14 protein-coding genes are annotated in these 15610 nt (G+C 59.7%); 2 read left to right on the top strand and 12 right to left on the bottom strand.

Translation table 11 applies throughout. The features are described 5' to 3' along the window. On the bottom strand, nt 1–1230 hold the full coding sequence (gene pncB / locus M8Q45_RS25020) for a nicotinate phosphoribosyltransferase (protein ID WP_249876809.1): 1230 nt from the start codon (nt 1228–1230) through the stop codon (nt 1–3). A 9-nt stretch (nt 1231–1239) separates the two neighbouring features. Next, the gene (locus M8Q45_RS25015; protein ID WP_249876808.1) at nt 1240–1887 is read right to left on the bottom strand and encodes a nicotinamidase; all 648 of its coding nucleotides are present in this window, start codon (nt 1885–1887) and stop codon (nt 1240–1242) included. Nucleotides 1888–2068: 181 nt separating this feature from the next. Here M8Q45_RS25015 and M8Q45_RS25010 point away from each other — a divergent pair, with 181 nt between their 5' ends. Both M8Q45_RS25010 and M8Q45_RS25005 read left to right on the top strand, forming a co-directional pair. Beyond that, nucleotides 2069–2626, top strand: a complete 558-nt coding sequence (locus tag M8Q45_RS25010) for an adenylyltransferase/cytidyltransferase family protein (RefSeq protein WP_249876807.1) — start codon at nt 2069–2071, stop codon at nt 2624–2626. Next, nucleotides 2616–3323, top strand: a complete 708-nt coding sequence (locus M8Q45_RS25005; RefSeq protein ID WP_249876806.1) for an NUDIX hydrolase — start codon at nt 2616–2618, stop codon at nt 3321–3323. Before M8Q45_RS25010 ends, M8Q45_RS25005 begins: the two co-directional genes overlap by 11 nt. A 121-nt stretch (nt 3324–3444) precedes the next feature. Here M8Q45_RS25005 and M8Q45_RS25000 read toward each other — a convergent pair whose 3' ends face one another. The 10 genes from M8Q45_RS25000 to atpG all read right to left on the bottom strand — a co-directional run bounded on the left by M8Q45_RS25000 (nt 3445) and on the right by atpG (nt 15609). After that, nucleotides 3445–4878: an FAD-binding oxidoreductase gene (locus tag M8Q45_RS25000; RefSeq protein ID WP_249876805.1), complete on the bottom strand. Its 1434-nt coding sequence runs from the start codon at nt 4876–4878 to the stop codon at nt 3445–3447. Between the two features lie 125 nt (nt 4879–5003). After that, nucleotides 5004–6524, bottom strand: a complete 1521-nt coding sequence (locus tag M8Q45_RS24995) for a tripartite tricarboxylate transporter permease (protein ID WP_249876804.1) — start codon at nt 6522–6524, stop codon at nt 5004–5006. A gap of 9 nt (nt 6525–6533) precedes the next feature. Further along, on the bottom strand, nt 6534–7007 hold the full coding sequence (locus M8Q45_RS24990; protein WP_249876803.1) for a tripartite tricarboxylate transporter TctB family protein: 474 nt from the start codon (nt 7005–7007) through the stop codon (nt 6534–6536). Nucleotides 7008–7082: 75 nt separating this feature from the next. Next, a complete protein-coding gene (locus M8Q45_RS24985) occupies nt 7083–8051 on the bottom strand; it encodes a tripartite tricarboxylate transporter substrate binding protein (RefSeq protein WP_249876802.1) in 969 nt (322 codons plus the stop codon). Nucleotides 8052–8571: 520 nt separating this feature from the next. After that, on the bottom strand, nt 8572–10404 hold the full coding sequence (gene glmS / locus M8Q45_RS24980; protein WP_249876801.1) for a glutamine--fructose-6-phosphate transaminase (isomerizing): 1833 nt from the start codon (nt 10402–10404) through the stop codon (nt 8572–8574). Nucleotide 10405: 1 nt separating this feature from the next. Next, a complete protein-coding gene (locus M8Q45_RS24975; protein WP_249876800.1) occupies nt 10406–11182 on the bottom strand; it encodes a DeoR/GlpR family DNA-binding transcription regulator in 777 nt (258 codons plus the stop codon). 208 nt (nt 11183–11390) lie between these two features. After that, nucleotides 11391–12758 carry a bifunctional UDP-N-acetylglucosamine diphosphorylase/glucosamine-1-phosphate N-acetyltransferase GlmU gene (gene glmU / locus M8Q45_RS24970; RefSeq protein WP_249876799.1) on the bottom strand — a complete coding sequence of 456 codons (1368 nt, stop codon included), beginning with the start codon at nt 12756–12758 and terminating at the stop codon, nt 11391–11393. 115 nt (nt 12759–12873) lie between these two features. Continuing rightward, entirely contained in the window at nt 12874–13299 is a 426-nt protein-coding gene (locus M8Q45_RS24965) for a F0F1 ATP synthase subunit epsilon (RefSeq protein ID WP_030139035.1), read from the bottom strand. 45 nt (nt 13300–13344) lie between these two features. Then, entirely contained in the window at nt 13345–14721 is a 1377-nt protein-coding gene (gene atpD / locus M8Q45_RS24960) for a F0F1 ATP synthase subunit beta (RefSeq protein WP_003187186.1), read from the bottom strand. Between the two features lie 27 nt (nt 14722–14748). Next, complete coding sequence (gene atpG / locus M8Q45_RS24955; RefSeq protein WP_030139034.1) at nt 14749–15609, bottom strand: F0F1 ATP synthase subunit gamma; 861 nt, start codon at nt 15607–15609, stop codon at nt 14749–14751. Between the last annotated feature and the right edge of the window lies 1 nt (nt 15610).

Raw genomic sequence — 15610 nt, 5'->3', positions numbered from 1 at the left:
TCAAGCTCCCAACTGTGGATTGATCAGGGCAACGTTGAACACTTGGGCGGCGTACCGCAGAAACGAGGCATCCTCGCAGACGTTCTTGATCGGATCATCGGAAAACTTCACCACCGGCTCGCCGTGGACCCGCACCAGCTTCATGACGATGCTCAGCGGTTCGACACCGTCGACATCGCAGGCCAAGCTGGTGCCCATGCCGAAACCGAACTTGGCCTTGCCGCGAACGTGACGCAGGATCGGCAGGCATTTTTCGAAATTGAGGCCATCGGAGAACATCAGGTCCTTGGTCCGCGGGTCGATGCCCAATTCCTGGTAGCGCCCCAGCACCTTGTCAGCCCAGACGATCGGGTCACCGGAATCCTGGCGCAGGCCGTCATAGAGCTTGGCAAAGTACAGGTCGAAATCCTTGAGGAAAAAATCGGTGCTGATGCAGTCCGTCAGGGCGATACCGAGGCGACCGCGATATTCACGCACCCAGTTTTCCAGCGCCGCGTTCTGGCTTTCGCGCAACCGCCCGAGTTGCTGGTGCACCATCAACCACTGGTGAGCCATGGTGCCGATCAGGGGCAGATCGAATTCGTAAGCCAAGTGAGCGTTACTGGTGCCGACAAAGACCCCGGGAAAGTCGCTGCGCATGACATTCACCACTTCCCGCTGGGCCCGGAACGACAGCCGCCGCCGGGTGGAGAAGTCTGAAACACGAAACTCGGCGAGTTCTTCACGGCTGGCATTTTTCTCCAGCCATTCGAATTTCTGGTACAGCTTGCGAGTCACGTCAGCCAACTCGACTTCAGGGTATTTCTCGCGGTTGCGCAGTTCGCTGACCATCGCCAATACCGGCTGCTCGAACATGATGCAGTGCAGCATCGGACCACGGACGCGGATGTGCAGCTGGCCGTCGACCTCCGAAACGTGGATGTAGCGCAAATTGAAGCGAAACAGGCCGAGAAACTGTTCGAAGTCCGGGGTCAGGTACTCACGGAAACGCTTGTTGAACAAAAACCGCTGCTCCCCCTCGCGCAGCTGCAACCCGGCGAGTTTCTCCAGTTCGACACGAATGTCCGGGATCAGGTGAGCGAGCCGCTCCTTGGAACGCACGATGAACTGGTATTCCACCTCGACATTCGGGTGCTGGTGCAAGACCGCCTGCATCATGGTGAAGGTGTAGTAGTCGGTGTCCAGAAGACTCTGGATGGTGCCGCTGTTTGTATCGAATGCACTGTCCATGTCTCTTCCTTATGCGTTTGCCAGGCGGAGGGTTTCTTCGCGCGTCGCGGCCACCGCGACGCCTGCTTGCTGCATGTCCTGAACCGCTTGCATGGCCCCTTCCTCACTGATCGCTCGGCAGGCCGGGAGGTGAACGATCACCTTGAAGCCAGCACCGGCCAGTTGCAGCGCAGTGGTCTTGACGCAGAAATCCAGCGCCAGCCCGCCAACAATGACCTGCTCCACACACTGGGCTTTGAGGTACTCGATCACCCCGGTGGACAACTTGCCGTGCAGGTCGTGGTAGCAGGCACCGTACGGATGCAAATCCGGCTCGACGCCCTTCCAGACGAAATAGTCGTAGTCGTACGGCGTCGGCAGTTGATCCAGCAGGGCGAAACCCTCAGTGCCGGGAACGCAGTGGCTGACCCAAGTGATGTCGGCGTGCTCGAGCCCGGTCGGCACGAACATCTGTGCATGATCGGCAACCACCCAGGGAGCCAGGGGCGAGTGGGCGTCCTTGCTGCCGATGCGGAGGCTGGCCAGGGACGCGATGAAATTCAGCTCACCGGCAATCTGATCACCGCCCGGTACAGGAAGCTCATCAGGGCACAGCGGTGTGAAGCTCTTCTGCGCATCGACATCGAAGGAAGCGGTTTTCCGGGTCAGGCTGTTCATGCTGGTTTTCTCCTCTTCATGGTTGGTGAGAGTACACATGATGTACTTACACGACAAGCCACTCGATGGATTTTTTTGACGGACATTCTTTTCCTTAATCAGCTTTGATCGGAAAAAATCTGGTTACATCGAGAAGGCTTTGGTTATAAAGTACACGTCATGTACCAAAAGAGGATAAGCCATGTTCGAGATTGCCCTTTATGGCGGCGCCTTCAACCCCCCTCACGCCGGTCACGCCCAGGTGATGATCGAGGCCTCGCGCCAGGCCATGCGCGTGCTGGTGGTCCCCAGCTTCCGGCATCCCCACGGCAAGCAGATGGTCGACTATGAGGTTCGCCTGAACTGGCTGGAGTCGGTCGTCGAGAAGGTGCAACCACTGTGCCGCGCCGAAGTGCGCGCAAGTCGGGTAGAACAGGTCGTGGCCCGCGGCGTGGAGGGCGCCATCTATAGCTACACCCTGCTCGCCCACCTCGCCGACAGCCTGGCTTTGGACGGCAAGCGGATCGCGTTGGTGGTGGGCCAGGATGTCGCCGATTTGCTGCCGACGTTCTATCGCGGAGAGGAATTGCTGGAGCGCTTTTCCATTCTTTGCGTCGAGGAAAAGATCCACGTGCGCAGCACGGTGGTTCGCGAACGATTGGCCTTGGGCAAGCCGCTGCCCACCCACTGGATGGCTCCGGGCATGAACCCGTTAAACTATGATCTTTACGCTACCCACGGAAATCGACATGCCCACTAGCACAGCCCCCGCGCGCGGTTACCTGCACACCATCGACCTCTGTGTGCTGCGCTTCTGCCGGGAGACCCAGGCGCTGGAAATCCTCCTGAACCGACGGGAAGCCGAGCCGTTCGCCGGCCATTGGGCACTGCCCGGGATCGTGGTCAATGGGGGGGTCGAAGATCTCACGCTGAACGACGCCGTGGAGCGCCTGCGTAATTCAAACAAGGTCGGCATGCCCCTGGCCTGGATCGAACAGGTCGGCACCGTCGGCGACGCGTTCCGCGATCCGCGCTGCTGGTCGTCCTCGACGTTCTACCTGGCGATTGCCAGCGAGACGGTCCAGCTCGCCGAACACCAGGGATTTTTCCCCCTCAAGGACGTCGCTGACGCCTCGATCAAACTCCCTTTCGATCACAACAGCCTGGTGGCGGCGGTCCAGGAACGGTTGCTGTCCAAAGCCCTCTACAGCAGCCTGCCGCTGATGTTCCTGGGCCCGGAATTCAGCGCGCCGGAAGCGGTGAGCATTTTCTCCGTGGTGCTCGATCGTCCGGTGCTCAAGACCAGCATGCGCCAGCGTTTGCTGAAGATGACCGAGGCGGGTTATTTGCAGGAAACCGGCCGCAAAAAAGCCGGCGACGGCGGCCGCCCGCAACGCACGGTGGAAAATCTCAAACCGGCCAGCGTTTATCTTTTTGACCGGTGTTTTCTGGAGTAGCGCTTAGCGCGCAAGCGTGAATACTGCGCCAGTTTCTTCGTGGTTTGCGTTGCTGCTGATCCACAGCAGCATATGAAACTATTTTTTAATAATTGCGGGAATAATCGAGAAATACCTTCAGTCACTCCAGCCCGGCAGTAAAGACCTTACCCGGATTCATCAGCCCCGCCGGGTCCAGCGTGCGCTTGATAGCACGCATCAACTCGATCTCCAGCGGATCCTTGAAGCGAACCGCCGCGTCACGCTTGGCTTGCCCAAGGCCATGCTCGGCGCTGATGCTGCCGTTGAAGGTACTCGTCATCCGGTAGATGACCTGCATGATCGCCTGTTCCCGCGCCTTGAACGAGGCGTCCGCATCGCCGACAGGCTTGCTAATGTTGTAGTGCAGATTGCCGTCGCCCATGTGACCATAAGAAACGATGCGCACGCCCGGAAAGTCCTGTTGCAGCGCGCGGTCGGTGCGCTCGATGAACTCCGGTATGCGGCTCACGGGCACGCTGATGTCATGCTTGAGGCTGGGGCCTTCATGGTTCTGTGCTTCGGAAATGCCTTCGCGCAGCGCCCACAGCGCCGCGGCCTGTGCCTGGCTGCCGGCCAATACCGCGTCGATGACCCAACCAAGCTCGAAAGCATGGGCCAGGCCGTTTTCCAGCAACGGAGCCAAGGGGGCGTCGGGGACCGTGTCGCGCAGTTCAATCAAGGCGTACCAAGGATGTTTCGCTTCCAGAGGGTCAGTGCAGCCGGCCACATGGTCCAGGACGAAATCCAGGCTCTGGCGCGACATCATCTCGAAGCCTGTCAGGCGATCAGCGCACAGGCTGCGCACATGGCCGATCAAGTCCACCGCCGCTTGAGGCGAAGGCAGCGCGACCCAGGCGGTCGCCGTGCTGTGGGTCGCCGGGAACAATTTCAACACCGCAGCGGTGATGATACCCAGCGTGCCCTCCGAGCCAATGAACAAATGCTTGAGATCGTAGCCGGTGTTGTCTTTGCGCAAGCCCCGCAAACCGTTCCAGACGCGACCGTCCGGCAGCACCACTTCCAGGCCTAGGGTCAGCTCACGCATGTTGCCGTAACGCAGCACAGCCGTGCCGCCGGCGTTGGTCGCCAGATTGCCGCCCACCGTGCAACTGCCCTCCGCCCCCAACGACAGCGGAAACAAACGTCCGGCCTGGCTGGCGGCGTCCTGTAGCTGCCGCAGGATCACCCCCGCCTCTACCGTAATGGTTTCATTGGCCAGGTCGATGTCGCGGATGCGCTTCATCCGGGTCAAGGACAACACCACTTGGTTGCCAGAGGCATCGGGGATCGAGCCGCCACATAGCCCGGTGTTGCCGCCCTGCGGTACCAAGGCAATCTGGGCGTCGTGGCAGATCCGAACAACCTCGGCCACTTCTTCGGTGGTGGCCGGGCGCACCACCAAGGCGGCCTGGCCTTGATAGGCGTTACGCCAGTCCGTCAGATAGCCTTGCATCAGCTGGGGGTCGCGCACCCATCCTGCCTGCCCGACCACCCGCTCGATGCGCTGGAACACTTCATCGTTCAACGAAGACATCCCTCTCTCCTCAACCGTTACAGAAGCCGCCCGAACCCTGGCTGGCCGGGCGTCCAGCTCGCTCACTGACAGCCCAAGGCCAAGGCTGCAACACGGGCGCGCGTTGCAGCAGCCAATGCGATGGGCTAGCTGCGCATCAGTTCAATCGCAGCACTTTTACGGTTGCGAATGACCGTCACCAAGTGCCAGGAAATGGAAGCGGCGGCCAGGATGAGGAAGCCCGCCGAGATGGGGTTGGTCAGGAAGCCACCGAAATTGCCATCCGACAGCATCAGGCCTCGGCGCAAGTTGGTTTCAGCCATCGGTCCGAGGATGAAACCGATGATGAACGGCGCGATCGGCAAACCGCTTTTGACGAACCCGTAGCCCAGCAAGCCAAACAGCAGCACTGCCCAGACATCGAAGATCCGGCTGTTCAGGCCAAAGGCACCGACCACGCAAAGCACCAGGATGATAGGCAGCAAGATGTGCTTGGGCACCGCCAACAGCTTGATGAACATGCGCAGGCCATAGAATTCCAACACCAGCATCAGCACGGACGCGAGGATCAGCGCGGCGAAGATCGTGTAGACCAGTGGCGCCTGGCTGATGAACAGCAAGGGGCCGGGCTGGATACCGTGGATCATGAAGCCACCGAGCATGACCGCCGTGGTGGTATCGCCGGGAATGCCCAGCGTCAGCAATGGAATCATTGCGCCGCCGATGCCGGCATTGTTTGCCGTTTCGCTGGCGACCACGCCGTCGATCTTGCCTTTGCCGAACTCCTCCGGTGTCTTGGAACGTTTCTTCGCCACGATGTAAGAGACGATATTCGACGTACCGGCACCGATGCCGGGCAAGATGCCGATGCCCAGGCCGATCAGGGATGAGCGGGTGGCATTAGGCAGTTGACCGACAAACTCCTTCATCGAAAAGCCAAAACCTTTCACGCCCTTCATGCTGACGTGCTGTGGCTTGGCGCGGTGGCTCAGGCGCGCGCTCTCGGCGAACTTCAGCACTTCGGCAACCGCGAACATACCGATCATCACCGTCAGCATGGCGAAGCCGCCGTTGAGGCTCGGCAGGTCAAAGGTAAAACGACGGATCGCCTCGACCGGGGCGATTCCCACGGTGGAAAAGGCAAAGCCCAGGGCACCGGCAAACAAGCCTTTGACCAGCGAGCCGGTGGACAGCGTGGCGATCAACGTCAGCGAGAAAATCGCAATGGAGAAGTATTCGTGCGGGCCAAAGCTCAGGGCCAGTTCCGCCAGGATCGGGGCGATGAACATCAGCGCGGCGATACTGAAGATTGTGCCGAGGAACGAGAACACCACGCCAATTCCAAGGGCCTTGACGCCATGGCCTTGTTTCATCAGCGGCCAGCCATCGAAGGTCGTCGCGATGGAGGCCGGCGTACCCGGTATGTTGAGCAATATCGCCGATATCAGCCCTCCCGAGGTGGCGCCAACGAACAGCGCTACCAGCAGTGCCAGGCCAGTACCAGGCCCCATCGAGTAAGTCAGCGGCAGAAACAGAGCGATCGCCATCGTGGCCGAAAGTCCAGGTATCGCACCAAAGATAATCCCCACCACCACGCCGAGGGTGATTATCAGGAAAGCATAGGGTGTGAGTACGGCCCCGAAGCCTTGTTGCATGAGTTCAATCATGGCCGTCCCCTAGAAATCCAATAGACCGACCGGCAGAAGCAAGTCGAAACCGTGGCGAAAGATGTAAAAGATCAGGACCGCCGAGACGACTGCGATCAGTGCGTATTGCAAGTGCTTGACCTTCTGTTCCCCGGGAGTTAGCACGATGAACTGGGCATACAGATAAAGCACAGTCGTGATCACGAAACCCACCGGCTCCATTAGCGCCGTGTAAAGCAGCACCAACGCCAAGGTCTTGAACACCGTTGGGTAATCAATCGCCTCAGGTTTTTCCGCAGGTTCGACACTTTTGTCCGGCAGCTTTCGCCACATCCACAGTTGCAGCGCGCCCAGCAGGCACAACGAGACGGCAAGCACCCAAGGCACAAACGCGGCATCGATCGATCCGCGACGCGGCAGGTTCATGGTCAGGACCAGATACGCCACGCCGGCGCCGAGCATGGCCAGGCCGGCGATCAGCTCGTTTCTCTTGTAGGAATCCATACAGGCTCCTTTAGCGGATAAGGACGGGGTTTCGGACGCTTGCCTGCGCGGCGCGCACCCGAACCATTACGCAAATTATTTGGCTTTACGCATCTCGTCCTTGAACTGCATGAAGTTGTCGCGGGTTTTGTTCAACGTGGCGATCGCTTCTTCGGTGCCCTGGAAGCTGACCGGCTGCTTGAACGACTTCTTCAGCTCCTCGGCGTATTCCGGCTCTTCGGTGATTTTTTTCATGGTGTCGGCCATCTTCTTGACGATGGCCGGGTCGGTGCCTTTCGGGAAGGCGACGACGTAAGGCTTGTCCAGGACGAGGTCGACGCCTTGCTCCTTGAAGGTCTTGACGTCGCCCAGCAGCGCATTGCGTTCGGCGTTGGGCTGGCCCAGGGCGCTCATCTTGCCGCTGGAAATGTAGTCCTGGACCGAGCCGTAGCTGATGGCGCCCAGATCGATGCGCTTGCCCAGCAAGGCGACGATTTTTTCGGACACGGTGCCGCTGTCGACCATTTTCAGTTTCACCCCGGCGAGCTTCTCGAACATCAAGCCTTGCAAGTGCGAGAAGTTGCCCATCTCGGTGCCGTAGGTGATGGTGCCGGGCTTGGCCTTGGCCTTCTCGATCAACTGGTCGAGGGTGTCGATGCCCGAGCTTTTCGCCGAGACGAACACCGCACCTTTGTCGACGCCGGCGATGCAGGAGATATCGAACGCATCAAAACGATCCTCCGACAGCCCAGCCACCTCGTTGACGATCAACTGGCCGGTGTGAGTAAACAGAATGGTATTGCCGTCCGGCGCCGCGCTCTTGACCGCATCGGCGGCAATCGTCCCGCCCCCACCGGCCATGTTGGTGACGACCATGGTCTTGCCGGTGACCTTGGTGAAGTACTTGGCCATCATCCGTGCGTTGAAATCGGTGTCACCGCCGGCGTTGGCGATCACCACCACTTGCACCGGTCGGCTTGGCCAGTTGCTGGCATCGGCCATTGCGGTGCCGGCGGTCAGGCTCAGAAACGAGGCGATCAAAGAGGCGCAGAGTGTTTTCTTCATTATTGTTCTCCGGGTGCTGCCATTCATTGGGGATTGAGATTGAGCGAGAAACGGACACGCGCGGTGATAACGTCTGGTGGCAGACGCGACAGTGCTTTGGATGGAATCGAGGCGTTCGGCAGTGGCGGCGAGCCCGCTCGGGGCTCCTTGGACGAGAAAGAAGGCGCTCGGCACACGGCGTTAACGCGTGGGGCCGAAGGGCTGCACATTCTCTGGGCGGCAAATGCAGGAGGCATGGCTGCACCTTTTAGTTATTATTATTTTTGACGTCATACGTTGTCGTATGACTTGATATCATCACCTCTACCTTATGTTGTCAACGCAGTTGTTCCGCGACTCACCGTGAATACGACGAACAGGGTTGGGCAACAAAGTTCGAGTTCGGATCTGCGTGCTGATCCAAACCGCCAGAACGTTTAGTTACGCCCATAAAAAACCCCCTGGATTCAGGGGGTTGGCTTGGCCAGGAATCCAGCCCGAAACTGTCGAGCCAGGAGGCTGTTCCTGCGCGCGACGTCCTTTATTCAACCGTTACCGATTTCGCCAGGTTACGCGGCTGGTCGACGTCGGTGCCCTTGAGCACCGCCACGTAGTACGACAGCAGTTGCAGCGGAATGGTGTAGAGGATCGGCGACAGGATGTCGTGGATGTGCGGCATGTGCACCACATGAGTACCTTCGCCATTAGTCATGCCAGCCTTCTCGTCCGCGAAAACCACCAATTGGCCGCCACGGGCGCGCACTTCCTGCAGGTTGGACTTGAGCTTTTCCAGCAGCTCGTTGTTCGGCGCCACGGTGACGACTGGCATGTCGTTATCCACAAGCGCGAGCGGGCCGTGCTTGAGTTCACCCGCCGGGTAGGCCTCGGCGTGAATGTAGGAGATTTCCTTGAGCTTCAAGGCCCCCTCCATCGCCACCGGGAATTGGGCGCCACGACCCAGGAACAGGGTGTGGTTCTTCTCGGCGAACAGCTCGGCGATTTTCTCCACGGTGCTGTCCATCGCCAAGGCTTCGCCCAGGCGAGCCGGCAAGCGGCGCAGTTCTTCCACAAGCTTGGCCTCGACGCCTTCCGCCAGCGTGCCGCGTACCTGGCCCAGGGACAGGGTCAGCAACAGCAGGCCCACCAATTGCGTGGTGAACGCCTTGGTCGAAGCCACGCCAATTTCACGACCGGCCTGGGTCAGCAGCGTCAGGTCGGACTCACGCACCAGCGAGCTGATGCCGACGTTGCAGATTGCGAGGCTGGCAAGGAAACCCAACTCCTTGGCGTTGCGCAGGGCGGCCAGGGTGTCTGCGGTTTCGCCCGACTGGGAGATGCTCACGAACAGGGTGTCGGGCTGCACGACCACCTTGCGGTAGCGGAACTCACTGGCGACTTCGACCTGGCACGGGATACCGGCCAGCTCTTCGAGCCAGTAACGCGCAACCATGCCGGCGTGATAGCTGGTGCCGCAGGCAACGATCTGCACATTGCGCACCTTGGCGAAGAGCTCGGCCGCCAGGGGGCCGAAGGCCTGGACCAGCACTTGATCCTGGCTCAGGCGACCTTCGAGGGTGCGCTGCACAACAGCGGGCTGCTCATGGATTTCCTTGAGCATGTAATGGCGGAACTCGCCCTTGTCGGCGGCTTCGGCGCCGTCGCGGTACTGCACGGTTTCACGCTCGACGTTCTTACCATTCAGGTCCCAGATCTGCACGCTGTCGCGGTGAATCTCGGCGATATCGCCTTCTTCAAGGTACATGAAGCGGTCAGTGACCTGGCGCAGCGCCAGTTGGTCGGACGCCAGGAAGTTTTCGCCAAGGCCCAGGCCGATGACCAGCGGGCTGCCGCTGCGGGCTGCCACGAGGCGATCCGGTTGTTTTGCGCTGATCACCGCCAGGCCATAAGCACCATGGAGTTCCTTGACCGTGGCCTTGAGCGCCACGGTCAGGTCCGCCAGATCCTTGAGCTTGTGGGTGAGCAAATGGGCGATGACTTCGGTGTCGGTGTCCGAGGTGAACACGTAGCCGAGTGCCTTGAGCTGTTCGCGCAAGGCTTCATAATTTTCGATGATGCCGTTGTGCACCACCGCGAGGTCGCCGGAAAAATGCGGATGGGCGTTACGCTCGCACGGCGCGCCATGAGTGGCCCAGCGGGTGTGCGCGATGCCCAGGCGACCGATCAGCGGCTCGGCATCCAACGCCCGTTCCAACTCACTCACCTTGCCCGGACGACGCACGCGTTCGAGCGTCTTATCATGGGTGAACACCGCCACGCCGGCACTGTCGTAGCCGCGATATTCGAGACGCTTGAGGCCTTCAAGCAGGATGGCCGTGATGTTGCGTTCAGCAACGGCGCCGACAATTCCACACATGCTATTTCTCCTGGCTGACAGACGCGCAGATGACATTGATGCCGCGGGCCTGGATCTGATCGCGTGCCTCCACGGGCAGGCGATCATCGGTAATTAAGGTATGGACGCTGCTCCACGGCAGTTCCAGATTGGGGATCTTGCGGCCGATCTTGTCGGCCTCCACCATCACGATCACTTCGCGGGCGACCTCAGCCATTACACGGCTCAGGCCCAGCAGTTCGTTGAAAGTGGTTGTGCCACGCCCCAGGTCGATGCCGTCGGCACCGATGAACAACTGGTCGAAGTCATAGGAACGCAGCACTTGCTCGGCGACTTGGCCTTGGAAGGACTCGGAATGCGGATCCCAGGTGCCACCCGTCATCAACAACACCGGCTCGTGCTCCAGCTCGCTCAAGGCATTGGCGACATGCAGGGAATTGGTCATCACCACCAGCCCCGGCTGATTGCCAAGTTGAGGGATCATGGCAGCAGTGGTGCTGCCACTGTCGATGATGATGCGCGCATGCTCGCGGATCCGCTTGACCGCGGCCCGGGCGATGGCTTGTTTATATTTGGACACGGTCTGGGCACTATCGGCCACCAACTCCTGGGGCATCGGCACCGCGCCACCGTAGCGACGCAGCAGCAGGCCGTTGGTTTCCAGGGCGGCTAGATCCTTGCGAATCGTAACTTCGGAGGTTTCGAAGCGCTTGGCCAGTTCATCCACGCTGACTTCGCCCTGCTCCTGAAGCAAGGCGAGGATGTTGTGGCGACGCTGTGGTGTGTTGCGCTTTGACATGGCGGCTTAAGTTTCGATTCGAAAGATAACGTAAGCAATCAAAACCTATTGAAGCGATACCGTCAAGACACCAGCAGAAAAATTCAGAAATCCTCTCAGCACTGTGGGAGCGAGCTTGCTCGCGAAGGGGCCAGGTCAGCCAATATTGCTTTACCTGATACACCGCAATCGCGAGCAAGCTCGCTCCCACGGGGGGTTGTGGATAACTTCAGGGCTTCTTGATCTTCTCCGGCCGCTTCCAGCCGTCGATATTGCGCTGGCGCGCACGCGCCACCGCCAATTGGCCGTTATCCACATTCTGGGTAAGTGTCGAACCGGCTGCCGTAGTCGCACCGCTGGAGATATCCACAGGCGCTACCAAGGAGTTGTTGGAGCCGATGAACACATCCTCACCCAGCACGGTTTTCCACTTGTTGGCACCGTCGTAGTTACAGGTGATGGTACCAGCGCCAATGTTGGTGCGGGCGCCGACTTCAGCGTCACCCAGGTAGGTCAGGTGTCCGGCCTTGGCGCCTTCGCCCAGGTGGGCATTCTTGAGTTCGACAAAGTTACCCACATGGGCACGGGCTTCCAGCACGGAGCCTGGACGCAAGCGGGCAAACGGGCCGGCGTCGCTGCCCTCCCCCATGATTGCGCCGTCGAGATGGCTGTTGGCCTTGACCACCACGCCTTTGCGCAGGGTGCTGTCCTTGATGACACAGTTCGGGCCGATGACCACGTCGTCCTCGATGACGACCTTGCCTTCGAGGATGACGTTGATGTCGATGACCACATCGCGACCCACGCTGACTTCACCACGTACGTCAAAACGAGACGGATCACGCAGGGTCACGCCTTGGGCCATCAGGCGACGGGCAACACGCAATTGATAGTGGCGCTCCAGCTCGGCCAGTTGCCGGCGGTCGTTGGCGCCCTGCACTTCCATGGCGTCCAGTGGCTGCTCGGTGGCAACGACCAGTCCATCGGCAACGGCCATGGCAATCACATCGGTCAGGTAGTACTCGCCCTGGGCATTGTTGTTCGACAGACGACTCATCCAGTCGCCCAAGCGCTCAGCCGGCACGGCGAGAATCCCGGTGTTGCCTTCGGTGATGGCACGCTGGGCTTCACTTGCATCCTTTTGCTCGACAATCGCCGTGACCTGGCCTTCTGCGTTGCGCACGATGCGGCCGTAGCCGGTCGGATCATCCAGCTCGACCGTCAACAGACCTAGCTGCCGTGGCGCGACATGCTTGAGCAAGCGCTGCAACGTTTCGACTTCGATCAGCGGCACGTCACCGTAGAGAATCAGTACCGTGTCAGCGGTGATGAACGGCACGGCCTGGGCCACCGCATGGCCGGTGCCGAGTTGTTTGTCCTGCAGCACAAAATTCAGGTCATCCGCCGCCAGGCGCTCACGCACCGCATCGGCACCATGGCCGATCACCACGTGGATGCGCTGTGGATCAAGTTGCCGCGCGCTGTGGATAACATGACCGAGCATGGAGTTGCCGGCGACCGGGTGCAACACCTTGGGCAGCGCCGAACGCATGCGGGTGCCCTGACCGGCCGCGAGAATAACGATTTCGAGAGACATGACTGGCTACCAATCCTGGGTGGTCAGCGGCTGCGACCAGATGATGAGTATCGGAAAAAGAAAAAAGGGTAGCCGAGGCTACCCTTTTTAATCAATCGCACAGAAAGCAGACGGCTTAGCCGCCGAACTTCTTGCGGATCTGCTGGACGGTACGCAGCTGGGCTGCGGCCTCGGCCAGACGTGCGGCAGCAGAACCGTAATCGAAGTCCGCGCCTTTTTCATGCAGAGCCTTCTCGGCGGCCTTGACGGCCTCCTGAGCAGAGGCTTCGTCCAGGTCGGCAGCACGTTGCACGGTGTCGGCAAGAACCTTGACCATGTTCGGCTGAACCTCGAGGAAACCACCGGAGATGTAGAACACCTCCCTGTCCCCGCCCTGCTTGGTCAGAGTAATCGGACCTGGCTTCAAGCTGGTGATCAGCGGTGCGTGACCCAGGGCGATACCAAGATCACCCAGCTCACCGTGCGCAACCACAAACTCGACCAGACCGGAGAAGATTTCCCCTTCCGCACTGACGATATCGCAATGGACTGTCATAGCCATCTGATTGCCTCAACCTAAATTAGCGCCCGTTGCCGGGCGCCGGGATTACAGTTTCTTGGCTTTCTCGATCGCTTCTTCGATGCCGCCGACCATGTAGAACGCTTGTTCTGGCAGGTGGTCGTAGTCACCGTTGAGGATGCCTTTGAAGCCAGCAATGGTGTCTTTCAGGGAAACGTATTTACCCGAGGCACCGGTGAAGACTTCAGCCACGAAGAACGGTTGCGACAAGAAGCGCTGGATCTTACGAGCACGGTTTACCAACTGCTTGTCGGCTTCCGACAGCTCGTCCATACCCAGGATCGCGATGATGTCCTTCAGCTCTTTGTAGCGCTGCAGCACGTACTGGACGCCGCGAGCGGTGTCGTAGTGCTCCTGGCCGATCACGTTCGGGTCCAGCTGGCGCGAAGTCGAGTCCAGTGGGTCTACCGCTGGGTAGATACCCAGGGAAGCGATGTCACGGGACAGAACGACGGTGGCGTCCAAGTGGGCGAAGGTGGTCGCTGGCGACGGGTCGGTCAAGTCGTCCGCTGGTACGTATACCGCCTGGATCGAAGTGATCGAACCTTGCTTGGTCGAAGTGATGCGCTCTTGCAGCACGCCCATCTCTTCAGCCAGGGTCGGCTGGTAACCTACTGCCGAAGGCATACGGCCCAGCAGTGCGGATACTTCGGTACCGGCCAGGGTGTAACGGTAGATGTTGTCGACGAACAGCAGAACGTCGTTACCTTCGTCACGGAACTTCTCGGCCATGGTCAGGCCGGTCAGGGCTACGCGCAGACGGTTTCCTGGCGGCTCGTTCATCTGGCCATAGACCAGTGCCACTTTGTCCAGAACGTTGGAATCCTTCATCTCGTGGTAGAAGTCGTTACCCTCACGAGTACGCTCACCCACGCCGGCGAACACGGAATAACCGCTGTGCTCGATGGCGATGTTACGGATCAGTTCCATCATGTTTACGGTCTTGCCAACACCGGCACCACCGAACAGACCGACTTTACCGCCCTTGGCGAACGGGCAAACCAGGTCGATAACCTTGATGCCGGTTTCCAGCAGCTCGTTGCCACCGGCCTGTTCAGCGAAGGTTGGCGCAGGACGGTGAATGCCCCATCGCTCTTCGGTGTCGATCGGGCCAGCTTCGTCGATCGGGTTGCCCAGTACGTCCATGATCCGGCCCAGGGTCGCTTTGCCGACCGGTACGGAGATGGCTGCGCCAGTGTTGTTGACGTCCAGACCGCGCTTCAAGCCTTCGGTGGAGCCCATCGCAATGGTACGAACCACGCCGTCGCCCAGCTGCTGCTGAACTTCCAGGGTGGTTTCGGCGCCTTGAACCTTCAAGGCGTCGTAGATGCTCGGTACGCTGTCGCGTGGGAATTCCACGTCGATAACGGCGCCGATGATTTGAACGATACGTCCGCTACTCATAGCTGGATCCTCTGAATATTTGAACCGTTAAACCGCGGCAGCGCCGCCGACGATTTCCGAGATCTCTTGGGTGATCGCAGCCTGACGCGCCTTGTTGTAGATCAGCTGCAAATCGCTGATCAAATCACCGGCGTTGTCGGTAGCGTTCTTCATCGCGATCATCCGCGCCGCTTGTTCAGCTGCGTTGTTCTCGACCACCGCCTGGTAGACCTGCGACTCCACGTAGCGGACCATCAAGCCGTCGAGCAGCTCCTTGGCATCCGGTTCGTAGAGATAGTCCCAGTGGTGCTTGAGTTCCTGTTCCGGGGTTGCCACCAGTGGAATCAACTGCTCCACGGTCGGCTGTTGCGTCATGGTGTTGATGAACTTGTTGGATACCACGGACAGGCGGTCGATCCGGCCTTCCAGGTAAGCATCCAGCATCACCTTGACGCTGCCGATCAGGTCATTAATCGACGGCTCTTCACCCAGGTGGCTGATAGCAGCGACGACGTTACCGCCGAAGTTGCGGAAGAAAGCCGCACCCTTGCTACCGACCACGCACAGATCGATCTCGACGCCTTGTTCGCGGTTTACCGCCATGTCCTTGACCAGGGCCTTGAACAGGTTGGTGTTCAAGCCACCGCACAGACCACGGTCACTGCTCACCACAACGTAACCGACGCGCTTGACGGCGCGGTCGATCATGAACGGGTGGCGGTATTCCGGGTTGGCGTTGGCCAGATGACCAATCACCTGGCGGATGCGCTCCGCATAAGGACGGCTAGCAGCCATGCGCATTTGTGCCTTGCGCATTTTGCTGACCGCCACTTTTTCCATGGCGCTGGTAATCTTTTGCGTGCTTTTGATGCTCGCAATCTTACTGCGAATCTCTTTTGCGCCTGCCATG

It is taken from the genome of Pseudomonas sp. T1.Ur, assembly GCF_023516725.1.
GTDB classification, from domain to species: domain Bacteria; phylum Pseudomonadota; class Gammaproteobacteria; order Pseudomonadales; family Pseudomonadaceae; genus Aquipseudomonas; species Aquipseudomonas alvandae.
Note: the sequence above shows the minus strand (reverse complement) of the source record. Positions and strands in the feature narration are given on the sequence as shown.

Excerpts from the sequence above, each read along its gene's own strand:
- pncB (WP_249876809.1), bottom strand. The coding sequence starts at position 1,230 with ATGGACAGTGCATTCGATACAAACAGCGGCACCATCCAGAGTCTTCTG.
- M8Q45_RS25015 (WP_249876808.1), bottom strand. The coding sequence starts at position 1,887 with ATGAACAGCCTGACCCGGAAAACCGCTTCCTTCGATGTCGATGCGCAG.
- M8Q45_RS25010 (WP_249876807.1), top strand. The coding sequence starts at position 2,069 with ATGTTCGAGATTGCCCTTTATGGCGGCGCCTTCAACCCCCCTCACGCC.
- M8Q45_RS25005 (WP_249876806.1), top strand. The coding sequence starts at position 2,616 with ATGCCCACTAGCACAGCCCCCGCGCGCGGTTACCTGCACACCATCGAC.
- M8Q45_RS25000 (WP_249876805.1), bottom strand. The coding sequence starts at position 4,878 with ATGTCTTCGTTGAACGATGAAGTGTTCCAGCGCATCGAGCGGGTGGTC.
- M8Q45_RS24995 (WP_249876804.1), bottom strand. The coding sequence starts at position 6,524 with ATGATTGAACTCATGCAACAAGGCTTCGGGGCCGTACTCACACCCTAT.
- M8Q45_RS24990 (WP_249876803.1), bottom strand. The coding sequence starts at position 7,007 with ATGGATTCCTACAAGAGAAACGAGCTGATCGCCGGCCTGGCCATGCTC.
- M8Q45_RS24985 (WP_249876802.1), bottom strand. The coding sequence starts at position 8,051 with ATGAAGAAAACACTCTGCGCCTCTTTGATCGCCTCGTTTCTGAGCCTG.
- glmS (WP_249876801.1), bottom strand. The coding sequence starts at position 10,404 with ATGTGTGGAATTGTCGGCGCCGTTGCTGAACGCAACATCACGGCCATC.
- M8Q45_RS24975 (WP_249876800.1), bottom strand. The coding sequence starts at position 11,182 with ATGTCAAAGCGCAACACACCACAGCGTCGCCACAACATCCTCGCCTTG.
- glmU (WP_249876799.1), bottom strand. The coding sequence starts at position 12,758 with ATGTCTCTCGAAATCGTTATTCTCGCGGCCGGTCAGGGCACCCGCATG.
- M8Q45_RS24965 (WP_030139035.1), bottom strand. The coding sequence starts at position 13,299 with ATGGCTATGACAGTCCATTGCGATATCGTCAGTGCGGAAGGGGAAATC.
- atpD (WP_003187186.1), bottom strand. The coding sequence starts at position 14,721 with ATGAGTAGCGGACGTATCGTTCAAATCATCGGCGCCGTTATCGACGTG.
- atpG (WP_030139034.1), bottom strand. The coding sequence starts at position 15,609 with ATGGCAGGCGCAAAAGAGATTCGCAGTAAGATTGCGAGCATCAAAAGC.